General features: G+C 43.5%; 10 protein-coding genes. 1 reads left to right on the forward strand and 9 read right to left on the reverse strand.

What is annotated here, in order from left to right:
• Position 1 precedes the first annotated feature (1 nt).
• Together murA and prmC are read right to left on the reverse strand one after the other, a co-directional pair.
• Positions 2-1270, reverse strand: a complete 1269-nt coding sequence (gene murA / locus EMIN_RS05575; RefSeq protein WP_012415260.1) for a UDP-N-acetylglucosamine 1-carboxyvinyltransferase — start codon at positions 1268-1270, stop codon at positions 2-4.
• Between the two features lie 44 nt (positions 1271-1314).
• Positions 1315-2148, reverse strand: coding sequence for a peptide chain release factor N(5)-glutamine methyltransferase (gene prmC, locus EMIN_RS05580; protein WP_012415261.1), 834 nt, complete (start codon positions 2146-2148; stop codon positions 1315-1317).
• A gap of 42 nt (positions 2149-2190) precedes the next feature.
• Here prmC and EMIN_RS05585 point away from each other — a divergent pair, with 42 nt between their 5' ends.
• Positions 2191-2712 carry a hypothetical protein gene (locus tag EMIN_RS05585; protein WP_012415262.1) on the forward strand — a complete coding sequence of 174 codons (522 nt, stop codon included), beginning with the start codon at positions 2191-2193 and terminating at the stop codon, positions 2710-2712.
• Between the two features lie 77 nt (positions 2713-2789).
• On the opposite strand, the gene EMIN_RS09515 is transcribed toward EMIN_RS05585, so the two are convergent.
• From EMIN_RS09515 to EMIN_RS05620, 7 genes are all read right to left on the reverse strand, one after another.
• Positions 2790-3263, reverse strand: coding sequence for a type IV pilin protein (locus EMIN_RS09515; protein WP_012415263.1), 474 nt, complete (start codon positions 3261-3263; stop codon positions 2790-2792).
• Positions 3264-3310: 47 nt separating this feature from the next.
• Positions 3311-3766, reverse strand: coding sequence for a type IV pilin protein (locus EMIN_RS09625; protein ID WP_012415264.1), 456 nt, complete (start codon positions 3764-3766; stop codon positions 3311-3313).
• Between the two features lie 39 nt (positions 3767-3805).
• Positions 3806-4864, reverse strand: coding sequence for a peptide chain release factor 1 (gene prfA, locus EMIN_RS05600; RefSeq protein ID WP_187146154.1), 1059 nt, complete (start codon positions 4862-4864; stop codon positions 3806-3808).
• 91 nt (positions 4865-4955) lie between these two features.
• Complete coding sequence (locus tag EMIN_RS05605) at positions 4956-6563, reverse strand: acyl-CoA carboxylase subunit beta (RefSeq protein WP_012415266.1); 1608 nt, start codon at positions 6561-6563, stop codon at positions 4956-4958.
• Positions 6564-6605: 42 nt separating this feature from the next.
• Positions 6606-7226, reverse strand: coding sequence for a 4'-phosphopantetheinyl transferase superfamily protein (locus tag EMIN_RS05610; protein ID WP_012415267.1), 621 nt, complete (start codon positions 7224-7226; stop codon positions 6606-6608).
• A 32-nt stretch (positions 7227-7258) separates the two neighbouring features.
• Positions 7259-16285, reverse strand: a complete 9027-nt coding sequence (locus EMIN_RS05615) for a type I polyketide synthase (protein WP_012415268.1) — start codon at positions 16283-16285, stop codon at positions 7259-7261.
• A gap of 232 nt (positions 16286-16517) precedes the next feature.
• Positions 16518-17450 carry a tetratricopeptide repeat protein gene (locus EMIN_RS05620; RefSeq protein WP_012415269.1) on the reverse strand — a complete coding sequence of 311 codons (933 nt, stop codon included), beginning with the start codon at positions 17448-17450 and terminating at the stop codon, positions 16518-16520.
• Between the last annotated feature and the right edge of the window lie 38 nt (positions 17451-17488).

The raw sequence follows: 17488 nt of genomic DNA on the forward strand, positions 1-17488 counted from the left end.
ATCAGTCTTTTAAAGGATTATCCCGCACTATTTTAGCACCTAAAGCGGCAAATTTAGCTTCAATGTTTTCATACCCGCGGTCTATGTGATACACACGGTCAATAACCGTATCTCCCGCGGCGCAAAGCGCGGCTATTACCAAAGCCGCCCCGCCCCGCAAATCGGAAGCCATTACATTGGCGCCGGAAAGTTCTTTAACCCCTTTAACTTTAGCCATTGTCTTTTCTATTGTAATATCCGCCCCCATGCGCACCAGTTCCGGCGCGTGCATATAACGGTTTTCAAAAATATCTTCCGTTATATCGCTTCCGCCGTCGGCAACACATAAAAGCACCATATAAGGGGCCTGCAAATCAGTAGCGAAACCGGGGTAAGGCATTGTCCTTATTCCAACGGGTTTTATTTTGCCGTTAGAAGGCGCTGTTATGTGAATGCGCCCCTGCCCCACGCTTACGCCAAAACCCGCGTCTTTTAAGTTTTCAAGCAAAATGTCGTTATGCTCGGGCACGCAGTTTTTTATAACAACGTCTCCTTTTGTGGCGGCGGCCGCAAGAATAAATGTACCTGTCTCAATACGGTCGGCCACTACGGTATGCGTCATTGAGCCTAAAGTTTTTTTACCTTCAACAATAATGCGACCTTTGGAATCAATGCTTATTTGCGCGCCCATTGTTTTTAAAGCGCAGATAAGGTCCTCCACTTCGGGTTCTTTAGCGGCGTTTTCAATTATTGTTTTGCCCGGTATCAAACTGGCGCACATCATAATATTTATTGTGGCGCCCACGCTGGGGAATCTTAAAACTATTTTAGCGGGTTTAAGTTCGTCCGCGCTTATAACCACATCGCCTTTTTTGGTTGACTCAGCTGCGCCGAATTTTTTAAACCCCTGTAAATGGATATCCACTGGGCGTACTCCTATGGCGCAGCCGCCCGGCAGCGGTATTTGTGTGTGTTTTAACCTGGCCAGCAAAGGCCCCGCCACCCAAAAACTGGCCCTCATTTGTTTAACAAGTTCATAGGGAAGAATGGAATTTAATTCTTTATTTTTTGTAATTACCGCCGTACCGTTATTATATTCCACTTTTTTGCCAAGCACTTCTAAAAGTTTAAAAGTTGTTCTTATGTCACGCAGATTCGGAACACGGTTAAGGACGCATTTTTCGTCAGTTAAAAGAGTAGCCATAAGTATAGGCAAAGCCGCGTTTTTAGAGCCGCTTATCTCAACCTCACCTTGTAATTTTACCGGCCCTTTAATAGTAAACCTGTCCATTTTTTGCCTCTTAAAATAATAAATTTAAATATAGTATACGATTATTACGCTTTTTGGGCAAATACAAACCTGTATATGCCAAACATATCTTTTTTTACTTCTACGGAGCGCCAAATATTTTTGTCAAACAAACCTTCTATTTCACGCTCCCGGTTAATACCGTATTCCATGGTAAGTAAGCCGCCGGTTTCCAAAAAATCAGGGGCGTATAAAATTATTTGGGTTATGATATCAAGGCCGTTCTCCCCCCCGTCAAGGGCCGCTTGCGGCTCTTCCTTAACCTCGCGGCTAAGGCCCGCAAGATCACCCGTGGGAATATAAGGCGGGTTAGTTATAATTAAATCGAAAGCGCCGTAAATATTTTCAAACAAATCACCGTATATAAGCTCAACATTCTGAAGACCGAATTTTTTTACGTTCTTTTCAGCCGTAAGAAGCGCAGCCATTGAGTTATCCACGCCAGTAACCTGCGCCGAGCGGTATTTCATGGCCATAGAGCAGGCTATACACCCGCTGCCTGTACACATATCTAAAATTCTTTTTGGTTTGCCAAGCATAGAGGAGGAGATTTCAACAAGTTCCTCGGTTTCCGGCCTGGGAACAAGAACGTCTGAATCAACTATAAAAGTATGTCCGCAAAAATCCTGCGTGCCGGTTATATAAGCTAAAGGCATACCGAGTAAACGCTTATTAATAAAATCAAAATATTTTTGTGCGTCTTCAGCGCCGACTTCCCGCTCTTGGTTAGAAAGTACAACGCCCCTGCTTAAATTTAAAACATGGGCAAGCAAAAACTCAGCGTTAGCGTCGATCTCGTCAATAGAATTTTTTTTAAGGATTTCTTTTGCTTGGGATAATAGTTCTTTTATGCTTGCCATACTTTATTATAGAATATATGTAATTACTTAGCAGGAGGGATTATGAGAAGCGCGTACCAAAACATGCGTCATTTTTGGATTCATGAAAGCAAAAAAGACGTTAAGGCGAAATTTCCTGAATTAGGGGAAAACAATATAATAATAGCGGGTATAGAATTTTCTATGGAGGACCACAATAAAAAAGAAAAAAACATCTTTTTTGCCTCTTCGACCTTGGGCGACACAAGCATGTATTTTGAAAACAACAGCCCGAGCGGCATAGGCGGGCTTATAGCCGGCGACGACGCGATGGTAAAAGAAGCGTCAAAAAACTTACTGGATGCCGCGTCAAAAGCCGCAAGTTTAATGGTAGTGTCGGATGAACTTCCCTCGGCAGACTTATTTAAAACAACATTTTTTGCGGTTTCAAAACATACGCTTTACACAAAACAATTAACTAATGAAGAAGGTTTAGATAAGGAAAATCCTTTCCACCCCTTTTTCAAAGCGGCTAATAAAATGCTAACTGCTTTAAGAGTGGCTGACGCAAAAGCAAAAGAAGCACAATCAAAAGAACTCAAATAATTTTTAAATAAAATACCCCCTAAAAAACCGGGGGTAAAAACAGTGAAAACACTATTAAACCAAGTTTTTATTAGTTTTTAGTTAACCACACAATTTGTTATTTTACCGCATGCGGCTTTGCAGCCGTCGGTACTGTCTAAATTATGACAAGTCAAAGGTGTTACGGGTTTTAAAAAACTCGAATCATACTCTCTGGTTAAGAAGTAAGAGTTTTCATTTCCTTTTGTTCTTAGCGCATATGTAATTATAGAACCGATAGAAACGCCATACTCCCAATCTTTAGTTTTATAACAACATTCATTATCCCAACAATCGCAAGAATATGTGCCCGGCAAAGTTATTGATGAGGTTTCAACAAGATCCCAGCTAACACCACCCTTTTCCAGGTTTGAAATTGACACCATTCTGTCCAAAGTAGCCATTGCAATCTTTGCTTCGGATATACGGCTTTTTTCAACCGATTTAGTATATTGAGGCAAAGCGATTGCCGCTAAAATGCCTATTATTAAAACAACTACCAATAATTCAATAAGAGTAAATCCCTCTTTCATATATTCTCCTGTCAGATGTTTATTTAAGAACTCCGGTTGCTAAAAAATTATCTGAGTATACAGTAGGTTCCGTCAGAAGACCAACTTTCACACCCCAGTGAATTGCATATCTCCTTGGTGTTAGGGTTGCCGTTTGTTTTACATATTCTTTTGCCTTTCATAGACTGATACGCCGCCGCCGGATTTTGCAGATACACTTCAATATTATAATAATAGTTTGAACTTCTTGACGCTGCTATATAGCTGGGAGGATAATCCGAATAATATTTGAATCTTGGGGAATCTTGCATCTCAATATCCAAATCAGCAAAATCACTGGTATATTCGCCCGTTTGCATAAAGTAAATTTCTTCCGCGTCGGCCATTGCTTTTAAGTTTATAAAAGCCTCCGTCGCGCGGGATTTTTCAACCGTTTTATTATATTGCGGCAAAGCTATCGCCGCTAAAATGCCTATTATTAAAACCACTACCAACAACTCAATAAGAGTAAATCCTTTTTTCATATATTCTCCTGTTGATAAAATATACCAAATAAATATTAGTTAAAGCTCAAGATTTTTTATTTTAGCCTCAAGCCTTAAGGTTCTTAAATCGTTTAGAATTTCCTCAATCTGTCCTTCCATGATTTCAGTGATGTTGTGGTAGGATTTTTCCGTCCTGTGGTCAGTAACGCGGCTTTGCGGAAAGTTATAAGTTCTTATTTTTTCGCTCCTGTCGCCTGTGCCTACCTGGGATTTACGGGTATCGTAAATTTCTTTATTTCTTTTTTCTTCTTCCATTTGGTAAAGTTTCGCTCTAAGCATGTTCATGGCCTTAATTCTGTTTGCGCCCTGGCTGCGCTCCTCACGGCAGCTGACAACAACGCCGGTAGGTTTGTGGATAAGTCTGACAGCCGTTTCAACTTTATTAACATTTTGTCCGCCCGCTCCGCCGGCGCGGCAGGTTTCCATTTCAATATCCGCGGGGTTAATCTGTATGTCAACTTCTTCCGCTTCGGGCATAATAGCAACTGTTATTGTTGAAGTATGCACACGGCCGCTTGTTTCCGTGTCAGGCACGCGCTGTACGCGATGTGTGCCTGATTCGTCGCGAAGCCAGGAATAAGCCCCGTCGCCTTTAATAAACATACTGGCGTATTTACATCCCTTAAGACCTGTGGGCGTGTATTCCAAAAGTTCTGTCTTCCAACCTTTAGCGTCGGCAAAGCGCTGGTACACGCGTAACATTTCAGCCGCAAAAATAGAAGATTCGTCTCCCCCGGCTCCCGGGCGCAGTTCAAGGTAAATGCTTTTTGAGTCGTTCGGATCAGGCGGAATAACAAGCACGCGCAGCTCAGCTTCCAAAACAGGTATTTGAGCGTTAAGAGTTTCCATTTCCTCAGCCGCCATCTGCGACATCTCTTTGTCAGACCCGTCTTTAATAATTTCCTGCGCGTCTTTAATTCCTTTTTGCGCCGCTTCAAGTTCCAAACCTTTTTCAACTATCGGACGTAAAAAAGCATGGCGTTTGGATTTTTTTTGCAATTCCTCGCTGGGCATATTGCCTGAAGACATTTCGGCCTCTAAAGTTTTAAATTCTTCCAAATATTTACTGATATCCATTTTTTGCTCTCTTAACATTAATTTAGTTTTACGGCTAACAAAGCGGGCGGTTGCGGTAAAATTTTTACCGCAACCGCCCGATTATAAACAGCTAAAGGGGTATATTGCCTTTTTTGGGATTTTCTCTCGCGTCTCTTTTTGTTTTTAAAATCCTAAAAGCCCTTATAATTTTTTCCCTGGCTTGGGCAGGCTCAATAACTTCGTCTATAGAACCTGTTGAAGCGGTCTGGTACGGACTTGCGAACTTATCTTTATATTCCTTGGTAAGTTTTTCTTTAAGTTCGGCTGCTTTATCGCCGGCGGCTTTAATTTCCTTTGAATATAAAATTTCAACCGCGCCGCCCGGGCCCATAACGGCGATTTCCGCACTGGGAAGCGCAAAGTTAAAATCGCCTCGCAAATATTTTGAACTCATAGCTATATAAGCACCGCCATAAGCCTTTCTTAAAACCAATGTTACCTTAGGCACCGTAGCTTCCGAATAAGCGTACAAAAGTTTGGCGCCGTGTCTTATAATACCGCCGTGTTCCTGCTCAACTCCCGGCAGATATCCGCCGATATCAACTAATGTAAGTATCGGTATATTAAAATCATTTAAAAAGCGTACAAAGCGGGCCGCCTTATCGCTCGCGTTAATATCCAAAGCACCGCCCAGGTAAGCGGAGTTATTGGCAACCACGCCCACAACCTCGCCGCCCATACGCATAAAACCTATTGTTATATTTTTAGCGTAATTTTGCTGTACTTCAAAAAATTCATAATTATCAGCCAAGCGCCATATAACATGCTGAACGCGGTAGGCTTTTTTAGGGTCCATTTCGCAAATACTTTCAAGCACTTTTGTTTTTCTGTCGGCGGTATCTTCCGTAATTGTTAAGGCGGGCTTTTCTAAACAGTTTTGGGGCAGGTATTCCAAAAGTTCGCGTACCTGCCTGAAACAATCCTGTTCGCTTTTAGCCACAAAATGGCAAACGCCGCTTTTTTCCGAGTGAGCCTGGCTGCCGCCCAAAGTATCAAAATCAACTTCCTCGCCGGTGGCGCTTTTTACAACACTGGGCCCCGTTACAAACATGTAGCTTATGCCTTCAACCATAAAAATAAAATCCGTAAGCGCGGGCGAATAAACCGCCCCTCCGGCGCAAGGACCTAAAATAACGGAAATCTGCGGAATAACGCCCGACGCTTTTACATTACGGTAAAAAATTTCGCCGTAGCCGTCTAAGCTTTCAACGCCTTCCTGTATTCTGGCACCGCCGGAATCTAATAAACCTATAACAGGTATTTTAGCTTCTAAGGCCATGTCCATAAGATGGGCTATTTTTTTCGCGTGGGCCATACCCAAAGAGCCGCCCAGCTGTGTAAAATCCTGTGAGAAAATAGCCACTTCACGGCCCGCTATTTTAGCAAAACCGGTTATAACGCCGTCGCCCTTAATATGTTTATCTTTAACGCCGAAATCCGTACAGTTGCTTTCAACTAAAGTTTTAATTTCAAAAAAGCTGTCTTCATCCACAAGATAGTTAATTCTTTCGCGCGCCGTAAATTTACCCTTTTCTTTTTGGGCTTTAATTTTGGCGGCGTCGCCTTTTCGGGTATCTTCATAAATTTTTCTGAACTTCACGATGTTTTGAGAAGTTTCTCTGGAACGTTTTTTATCTTGCTCCTGGTCCTTCTCAGGTCTGCCTAACATGTCCATCATAAAAAATCCTCCGGGCACGGCTAAGTGTTCAAATTTTAATTTTTATACTACCTTACTGTAAGCGACCGCCACCGCAAAACCGTTTGTATAACTTAAATCCGTACTTATCACGGCTGCGCCAAGGCTGTTTTGCTTCTCTTTTAATTTGCCTTCCAAATACATTCTATCATTATCAAAACGGATGCTGTGCATATCCACGCTTAAACCAAGCCCTAAAAGTTTTAAAACAGCTTCTTTTTTGGCCCATAAAGCGGTAAGAAATTCAGGTGAAGTTTCTGTAATTTCCTCTTTAGCGAAAGAAAAATTCCTCCACGCTTCGCTCCTTTCCTCAACACGCTCGATATCAACGCCCACAAGGCAGCCCCTGCCGGCGCACGCGCAAGCGTAAGCGTTGCTGTGCGATATCGACACATTTAAATTACTTTTAACCCCGTTAATAAAAAGCAGCGGGCGCCCGTCTTCATGTTTTAAAATCTCTATGCTTTTATAATCCGCTTTAACAAAATTATCTGAAAGAAGTTTTTTTAAAGCGTAACGGCCCGCTAAGTAATCCTGCCTGCGTTTCTCAATTTTTAAAGTTTGGCAGTATCGCTTTTCCTCTTGCGTTAAAAAATCTTCCGCAGAGGGCATTTGTTTAAACGGCAATACCAAAACTTTATACATGTAAACCTTTTAAAAAATTGTTATATCAAGAACTATTGGCCTATACCGTAGTAGTCGGAAAGTTCTATCCAAAGGTTCATATCCTCATCAAAGACATAGGCGTCGTATATGCTTTTGCCTTCAATGCTTAAACCCTTATATACGCCGTACAGGTACAGGCTTTCAGGCGCTTTGCCTTTGCCGTGTACTATATACTGGCCTATACTGTCAGGCAAATTCATGCGGTTGTCCACGCTTAAATCCCTATATCCGCAGGCCTGGAAAGCGGCCTCAACAAGCAGGGGATAAGCTATAAGTTTTTTATCGCCGTCAGTAAATAATTTTTCCTCAGGCTTTCTGTATTTGGCTAAAACGGTGTTTTCCGTAATATCCAAAACGCCTTCCAAAACCTGAAAGCTGGGCCCGTGGAAATATTTTTTATAGATTTCCTGTTTTGTTACTTTAAAACCGTCCGAAAGTTTAATAGTGTCTTTTATAGCGTTCCATTTAGATTCCGCTTTACCCAAAGCGCGGGCCGTAAAATGACGTCTTGTATCGCCCATTTTAACGCCTTTGCTGTTAATAAAGTCGGACTCGATTTCAAACTCCCCGTTGCCGTTAACAAGCGCGCCTTTAATCCTTACGGTCTGCGGTCTGTTACGCAAAAGTTTGATAGGCAAATAGAAATGAACGTCTTCTAAACCTTTAGGAGTTTTACCAAGCATTTCGGCAGCCGATTCCATAAAAGTTTCAAGACCCATTACACCTGGAACATAAGGCGTTCCTTCAATAGCGTGGTCAGCAAGGTAATAATCACTCTCCATCGTAAATTCCTTTTCGGCTTCAAGGCTTTCACCCGGAGTTAAACTTTTAATTTGTCCTAAAAAATGGTTTTCCTTTAAATCGGCGGGTTCGGGTTCTTCTTCAGCCGCTTTCTGAACCGCAGGAGCGGAAGACGCCCCCCCTCCGTTGCCGGAGGAAGGGTCATTTTCTTCCACAATTTCTTCCCAATCTGTTTTTATTTGGCTGTCCCAGTCAAGTTTACCCAAAACATCGGTCAAAACTATTTCAGGCACGCGGCCGTAAACTATTTCATCTAAGAACAACTGCATGCCGTCTTGCGGGTCAACGAAATCGACGCCGTTGCTCTTTAAAAATGTTTCAACGCCGGGTCTTATACCCATGCCAACGTTTGAAAACGCGCTCATGGCAATGCTGATTGAACGTATGCCCTGGTTATGTAAGGACATAGACAGTTTGGCCAAATAATCATTGGCGCTGCCGTAATCGCTTTGACCCAAGTTGCCGTATTTGCCCGCTATGGATGAAGCAAAAGCATAGAAGCCGTTATCCTTAACTAAATTTAAAGCTAAGAATGCCGCGCCGCTTGTTGCTTTAACGTCAAATATTCTAAAGTATTCTTCAACCGTTTTATCTCTTACAAGTTTGCTGCGCTCAAGGCCGGCAAAGTGTATTAAACCGTCAACACGGCCGCCCTTGGCTTTAATTTTTGTAACAACTTCTTTCATCTGCGTGCCGTTCATAACGTCACACTGGTAGTATTCAACCTCGGAACCTAAATTTCTTAAAATCTCAAGGTTCTTATATAAGGTAATAGAGTCTTTGACCTTGCCAAATTCCCTGTCTAACATAACAGGCGTTGCTTTAACATTGGGGTTGGCTTTAAGGTCCGCCCAGATTTGGTTTTTAAGCGCGGCGAGTTCGGCTTCGTTCATGCCGGCCCAGACAGGCGTTTTTTCATTAATTTCAATAATATCAAGAACAATAATTTTGCTCTTATACTGGGCTGCTATCTTTTGGCTTAAAAGAGAACCTATGCCGCGTCCGCAGCCCGTAAACACAATGGTTTTGCCCGCAATATCAAAGTTTTTTTCTTTCTTATTAAGACGTGTGGGAAGAGATAAAATAGTACTTCTCTTCCCGTCTTTAAAAGAAATCATAAAACGCATATCCCCGTGCAAAATTTCTTCCATGGTTTTTTCGGCCATTTCATCGGGTGAGGTTTCAGGCTCAAAGTCAAGGAATTTACTCATACATCCGCTGACTTCAAACATATCTTTCCTAAAACACTGTACGCCGCCCGAAAGAGAACCTACCGTGGGGTTAAACATTTCTTTTGTAGCGTAACTAAACGCCCCGTCAACTTTAATGTTAACGGCAAAAAATGTGTCGGAATCTTTTCTGTCTGCCAAATCGGTTTCAAACACTTTAAGCGCTATGAAAAGCGGCATAACGTGTTTAACAAGTTCGGCGTGCGGATTATTTTTCTTATCAAATTTCTTTAAGCCCGCACCCAAAAGGTAAACTATACCCTGCGTGCCGGGGCTTTCTTTTTGATAATCTCTAAGAACCGCTTCCGTTTCCTCAACGCTGTCCCAGTTTACTATTGTGGTGTTTTTGCTTCTCGCTTTAAGCGTTGTAAACACATGCGTGGGAATATTTTGCTTTTTAAACCATTCGGTATAAGCTTTTATTAATTGTGAGTTATCAGCAAAAATCAAAACAGTTCTTTCTTTAGATAATTTCCTGTCGCTCTTTTCTGTTAAAGGAGCGTCAACTAAAGTAGGAATGTATCTTAATTTTTTATCGTGGCAATTTTCACCCTGGTAAGGCTTTTCTTCCTTAATGGTAGCGGGTGCCGCTTCTTGTACAGGTAATGGCTGGGCCGTAGGAGCGGGCTGAACCGCAGGAGCGGGGGCCGCTTCTACCGTAGCAGGTGTGGGTTGCGCCGCTACAGGAGCTGACGGCGGGTTTGTTACAAACCCTATTACGTGACGGATTGTAGGGTAATCTTTAAGCTGTATACCAGCGCCGCCTTCAACTTGCGCTATGCCGTATTTTTCACGGATCGCAGCAAATAATTCAGCCTGTTTAACCGTGTCTATACCAAGGTCAGCTTCCATATCCAAATCAAGTTCCAGCATGTCTTGCGGGTAACCTGTTTTTTCAGCTATTAAATCAACAATTTCTTTTGTGACTGCGCCTTCGTCAACAGAGTTTGCCGCTTTTTGTACCGTTACAGATGCAGGGGCGGGAGCGGGAGCAGGTTGAGCAACGGGTGCGGATTGCGCCGCAGAAGCAGGCTGGACTACAGGCGCTGGCTGCGTAGCGGGTGCCGCTACAGGAGCGGGCGTAACCGCCGGTGTTGCCGCAACGGAAGCCGCTGAATCATAATCATTTGCACCGTTTAAAACAAACCCTATTACGTGGCGGATTGTGGGGTAATCTTTAAGCTGTATACCAGCGCCGCCTTCAACTTGCGCTATGCCGTATTTTTCACGTATTGCCGCAAATAATTCAGCCTGTTTAACCGTGTCTATACCAAGGTCAGCTTCCATATCCAAATCAAGTTCTAACATATCTTGTGGGTAACCTGTTTTTTCGGCTATTAAATCAACAATTTCTTTTGTAACGACGCCTTTATCTAAAGAAGCCGACGACGCTTTTTGTACCGTTACGGGAGCGGGCGCCGCAGGGGCCGCCGCTTGTACGGGTACGGGTTGAACCGCAGGTGCGGGCTGGGCTACAGGCGCGGGCGTTGCCGCAACGGGAGCCACTGAACTGGAACCGCTTGCTCCGTTTAAAACAAAACCTATTACATGGTTAATTGTGGGGTAATCTTTAAGCTGTATACCAGCGCCGCCTTCAACTTGCGCTATGCCGTATTTTTCACGTATTGCCGCAAATAATTCGGCCTGTTTAACCGTGTCTATACCAAGGTCTGCTTCCATATCCAAATCAAGTTCCAGCATGTCTTGCGGGTAACCTGTTTTTTCGGCTATTAAATCAACAATTTCTTTTGTAACGACACCTTTATCTAAAAAAGACGACGACGCTTTTTGTACCGTTACGGGAGCGGGCGCCGCAGGGGCCGCCGCTTGTACGGGTACGGGTTGAACCGCAGGTGCGGGCTGGGCTACAGGCGCGGGTGTTGCCGCAACGGGAGCCACTGAACCGGAACCGCTTGCTCCGCCTAACACAAAACCTATTACATGGTTAATTGTGGGGTAATCTTTAAGCTGTATGCCTGCGCCGCCTTCAACTTGTGCTATTCCGTATTTTTCACGTATTGCCGCAAATAATTCAGCCTGTTTAACTGTGTCTATACCAAGGTCCGCTTCCATATCCAAATCAAGCTCCAGCATGTCTTGCGGGTAGCCTGTTTTTTCTGAAATTAAATCAACAATTTCTTTTGTTACCGTGCTTTTATCTAAAGAAGCCGACGACGCTTTTTGTACCGTTACGGGAGCAGGTTGCGCCGCAGGGGCCGCCGCTTGTACGGGTGCGGGTTGAACCGCAGGAGTGGGCTGAATTACAGACGCTGGCATTGCGGCTTGGGAAACCGCCGGCCTTGAGACCGCAGCGGGTTTTACTTTATCAACAAAAGCCTGCGCTCCTTCCATAATTAAGGAAGGTTTATGCCCTGGGACAAAATTATCTTTCACTCTTAAAGTGTTTTGAACAACTTCAAGCTGCGGATTTTCCTGTCCTGAAATTTGCTTAAGCCAGGCGTTGTGTTTGGCCTGGTCAATAATTCTGGGCGTGCCTTCGGACCAAGCTTTTTCCATTAAAGTCATACCTATCTGAGAGCCGAAACCCGCGCCTAAACGAAGTGAGTATTTAAAGTTATATTTGCCGCCTTTGCTAAGCGTAATGCCCGAAAGTTCCGGGTCCGCTTCTTTATAGTTAGCGATAGGAGGTATAATACCGGTGTTAAGGCTGCGTACAGCTATAACGTCCTCAATACCCGCGCCCATGGCGTGGCCGGTAAAACCTTTTGTATTGCTTACTATAACTTTTTCAACGTCCGGGCCAAAGGTTTTCTTTAAAGCGTGGACCTCGGCGCTGGCGCTGCCACCCCGTGCGGGGGTATAAGTTTCATGCGAAATAAAAACTAAGTTATTTGCGATTTCGCTTCTTGTTAAACCATAGTGTTTTTCAGCCCTCGCGACCATTTGGTCCATAACTTCGGCTATATGGTTAACGTCAAGCCTTGTGGGGTGGAAAGCGGAATTTTTTATTTCCGTTTCAAGCACTTTAACTAAAGGAGACATGCCGCGTTTGGCGGTTTCGTCCGCGGATTCAACAACCAATGCCGCCGCGCCCATACCTACTATCATGCCGTTTCTTCTCTTATCAAAAGGAACAGCCGCTTTTGTAACGTCGCCTTCCGTGGTGGCGGCGCCGCTGGCTAAAAAGCCGGTCATTACCCAGCCTTGCAAGGTTTCATTTGTAATATCATCGCCGCTGATAACGATAACGCGTTTAGCGCGGCCAAGTTTAATCCAGTCATTAGCTATGCCCACAGCCTGTGCTGTTGAAGCGCAAGCTCCGCTTAAATGCGTTGCCGGCCCTCTTGCCCTTATCCACTGGGCGAAATGGCTGTGCGCTATCGGTATGGATTTTAAAAGGAAATCCTGGGCGAAAACTTCTTTCTTATCGCCATATTTGGCGTAGTTTAAAGCAAACCATTCGGAAATTTCGCGTTTAAGCGAAGGATCGGTAATTTTGGAAATAAGATGTTCGTAAAATTTATAAATATCCTCTTTGCTTTTTCCCGCAAGTTCGCTTGTAAGGCAGCGCAAAACTTCGCCTATCATGGAGTTTGTGTTAGGAAAAGCAGAGGTGAAAATAACGCCTGTTGTGTCAATCATTTCGGCGGGAAGGCCCCATCTGTCGGGCAAATAACCGCCTGTTGACGTAGGCTTATAATATAAGGTTAAAGGAATACCCGCGTCTTTCAAAGCCAAAATACCGGCTGCTATGGCAAGTTTAAAACTTTTATCCATTGAAGCTACCCATTTTGCGGGAAGACCGAATTCCTTTTCCAAATCGAAAGAGCCCGCTCTTGCGCTTAATTTAATGGCTTGTGAAATGGAATTTAAATGCTCAACTCTGTGATTGCCGTCGGGCGATTTAACAACGTATTCAACGTTTTTATCTATTTGGGACTGCTGCATTTGAGGCGTAAGATTTTCAATTAAATTGCGTCCTTCTAAAATTTCGTCAAGGGCGCCGTTTCTGAAAACCTTTTCCCAACTGCCGGGGGTGCCGGCCGCTATACCGCTTATAACAATGTCATTACCGTTCATCTTACACTCCTGTGCTTTGGCAATAGCAACGGGGGCGGGCTGCTGCTCCGCTTCACTGTGCCTTGTGCCTGTTACCCACGCTTTGTAGGCGGGGTTAAGTACATCGCCGCCGTTTAACCCGGTGCCTTCCCAATCAAGGGAAATACCGCTGGCGGTTAAATTGGCAAGCAAATCGTTAAACTCGCTTATACCTCCTTTTTTAGGGTGGTTAGAAGCCATAACTTTAATATCTTTTTTATCATCTAATGTATTGGCGGCAAAAGCGCTCAGCACGCGTTTGGGTCCGCATTCAACAAACAACCTTACGCCGCTGGCGTAAGTTCTTTTAAGCTGTTCAATCCATTCAACGGAGCTTACAAGCTGTTCAACAAGCAGGTCTTTAATTTTGTTTGTATTGTTCGGGAAAAAATCCGCCGTAACGTTTGACGTTATGGGAAGCTTAGGCGCGCTTACCGTAAGGGTATTTAAAAATTCCCTGTAAGGCGCTTCGGCGGGTTTAATAATTTGTGAGTGGAAAGCGTGTGAGACAGGCACGCGTACCGACTGTATGCCCATGTCGGTAAACATTTTTAAAGCGGCTTCGCCGGCTTTAGTGTCGCCCGCGATAACGGTTTGCGTGGGGCAGTTTTTGTTAGCCACAGCAATATAACCGTTAATTTTTTTAAGTTCAGGCTCAACGCGTTCAACCGGGGCGGAAACGGAAATCATCATACCCGGGTCCTCAACTTTAATACTTTGCATTGATTTGGCGCGGTTTGTTACTGATTTTAACCCGTTTTCAAAATCAAAAATACCCGCGGCGACAGCGGCAGCGTATTCGCCCAAGCTGTGGCCCATAACAACTTCGGGCTTAATGCCGAAGGAGGATAAAAGCCTCATCATGGCGACGTCCGCCGTCATAACGGCGGGCTGCGTCATCTGTGTTTGTTTAATGGCCTCTTCCCGTTTGGCGTAATCTTCTTTGCCCTCGCCTTCTTTGGACCAAATGACTTCGGTTAAAGTGGTGTCTATTAAATCTTTTAAAACTCTGTCGGCTTCGTCAAAAGTGTCTTTGACTACTTTATATTTGCTGGATAAATCCTTCATCATGTCAACATATTGGGAACCCTGACCCGGGAACATAAAACACACTTTAGGCGTGTGTTTGGAAGGTTTAAAAGGATAAATGCCTTTCATTCTAAGGTGTAAAGAATCTTGGCTCCATACGTCCATGGTGCCGGCTATTTTCATAAAAAAGGCAATTTTTTCTTTAAGTTTTTCAATTGATTCAACATTAATTACAACAGCGAACTGCTTGTGCGGAGCCGTGTGATTCGCATAAGCGGCTTTGGGTATATATAAAGGATCAGCCGAGCTTGCCACAACCGCCCTTTGAAGTTCGTTAAAAAGTTCCTGCTTGCTGTCCGCGGAGAAGGTTAACATTTCCCCCTGCAGTTTTTCAGGCTCCACTAAAAGTTTATATTTACTGTCCATTACGGTCTCCTTCGCGTTTGAAGCATTACAGCCGCATGTTTTGTTATTGTCCTGCGCGGCCGAAACAGGTTTAAAATTTTTAAGGCCTTCATGGTATTCTTCCAAAGCTACGTGAAAGTTTGTCCCGCCGAAGCCGAAAGAGGAAACGTTCGCCCTTCTTATTTTACCGCTGTCCCAAGTTTCGGGTTTAGTGATAACTCTAAAAGGGCTTGTGCTCCAGTCAATAGCCGGGTTAGGGGTTACAAAGTTAATTGAAGGCGGCAATATCTTATTATGTAAGGCAAGCGTGGCTTTAATAAGAGAGGCTATACCCGCGGCCGCTTTAGCGTGTCCGATTTGGGATTTTATTGAGCCTAAACCTATTGTGCCGGGTTTAGCATTAACGGCAAATGTTTCATTAAGAGCCGCGACTTCGGTAGCGTCGCCCACTCTTGTGCTGGTACCGTGGGCTTCAACTAAACCCACATCGCCGGGAGTATATTCAACCTGTTCAAAAGCTTTTTCAACGGCGAGTTTTTGGCCTTTGGGATTGGGAGCAGTAATTCCTTTACCTTTACCGTCGCTGCTGGCGCCTATCGCCCTTATAACACAGTAAATTTTATCCCCGTCTTTAACGGCGTCGGAAAGACGTTTAAGTATAACCGCGCCCGCGCCTTCAGCCATAACAAAGCCGTTGGCTCTGGCATCGAAAGGATAAGAACCGTCCTCCGACAATGCGCCGATTTTAGAAAATTTGATAAAGGCCGAGGGGCTCATCATCTGGTCAATACCGCCGCAAACAGCCATATCGTAATTGCCCATTCTTAAACCGTTAACAGCCTGGTCCAAAGCGGCAAGAGAGGTGGCACAAGCGGCGTCAACTGTAAAATTTGTGCCGTTAAGGTTAAAAACATTGGCCACGCGGCCCGCTATAACGTTGGAAAGTTCGCCCGGCATAGTATCTTCCGTAATAGGCATAAAAGCTTCATTAACACCCGCCCAGACTTCATTAATAAGCGCTTCTGCTGAAGCGGGATCTAAAGAAGAAAAGGTTTTTGTTTTTTTAAGGATTTCATTGAAAAGAGGCGTGTTAGCGCGGGTATTGGAAAGCTCCGCCTTCATACCGCCCATAGCGTTACCCATGATAACGGCCGTTCTTGTGCGGTCAAATTCTTTTTTATCGTAGCCGGCATCTTCTAAAGCCATGGAGGTTGTTTCAATGGCAAGGTATTGGACTGTGTCCATCTGTTTGGCTACTTGGGGAGGAATACGGTATTTAAGTGAGTTAAATTGGAAACCGCGTATAAAACCGCCGATTTTGGAATATGTTTTATCAGGGGCATTGTGATCTGGGCTGTAAAAAAGCGCCGGATCCCAATGGGTATCTTTAGGAACTTCTGTTATGCAATTTTTTCCGTCTAATATATTTTGCCAATATGTTTCTTTGTTTAAAGCTTCAGGCATTACTGCGCCAATACCTATAATGGCTATAGGTTCCAGGTTCTTATTTGCCATTTCTTTTTTACTCCGATTGTAAAATAAATTAACAGACCGTTTTGCAACAGTCCGAAATCATGTATGTATATATAATATGAAATTTGGAGCAAGTTTAAAAGGACAGGGGTAAACAAAAGGCTTGACATTTTGCAAAAAATGACCTAAATTTTTCCAACGTTTATGGCAGAGGAAAAAGCAAAAACCTCAAAATCACCGTTGATTTTGAGGTTTTTGCCGCTTATCGCAAATTTTAATCCAATTTAGCCTGCTCTTTTGCTTTTTTATCAAGTTCTTTGTATTTTTGCATATCCGCGGTTGCGCCTTTTTTATCATTTAAAGCGGTTTTTATGTCCGCTCTGGTTTTATAAGTTTCCGGAATTGAGTACAAATAAACATCGCAATCGCAAAAGTCAAAACTGTTTACTAAACGTAAAGAAGGCACCAGTTTTATCTTTTTTTCCGCGACATTTATGGAACTGTCCGCAAATTGAGCGGCTTTTTTAAAATCCTTTTTTGCAAGATATATTTTAGCGCTTATATGGTCAAGAGCGTGTATAAAAATTGAATCCGGATCGGGAATATCTTTCCTGGCTTGGTCAATTATTTTAAGGGCCTCCTCATATCTTCCCAACTTATAATTAAAAACCGCGCTATAATATAAAGGAGAGAACGTTATCTGCCCGCCGGCTTTTTGGGCTAAAACATCTTTAAGCCATTCCTGGGTTTTGGTTAAAGCCTTTTCATGCTCTTCTAAGGCGCAGTATAAAAACGCCAGTCCCCAATAACTGTCCAATTTTTCTTTTTTAAAGGCTTCCGCTATTTGTATATCTTCCGCGGCGGCTTCTTTATTGCCGAGGCAGATATTAATTTCAGCCCTTGTTATATAAGCCTTTTTGGAAGGGGCAACATCAACAAGATTTGTAGCCTCAACTAAGGCTTGTTCATAATTTTTATCAAAAAGATAAATGGCGGCTTTTTCATTGTACGCCTCGCCTCTGAAAGGGTAAACACGTATAGCCTTATCTAAAGATTTAAGCGCTTTCTCATTATCAAAAGCGGTGTAATAATCCAAAGCCTGGGACATATATCCGTTATACTGAAAGTTCCTAAATCCTTTTACTACAGCCCACGCAAAACAAAGGCCTATTATTACTAATAATATTAATGATATTTTCTTTTTCATGTTAACCTCTTTTTAGTTATTAATTTAAATATTATCAA

It is taken from the genome of Elusimicrobium minutum Pei191 (genome assembly GCF_000020145.1).
GTDB lineage: Bacteria > Elusimicrobiota > Elusimicrobia > Elusimicrobiales > Elusimicrobiaceae > Elusimicrobium > Elusimicrobium minutum.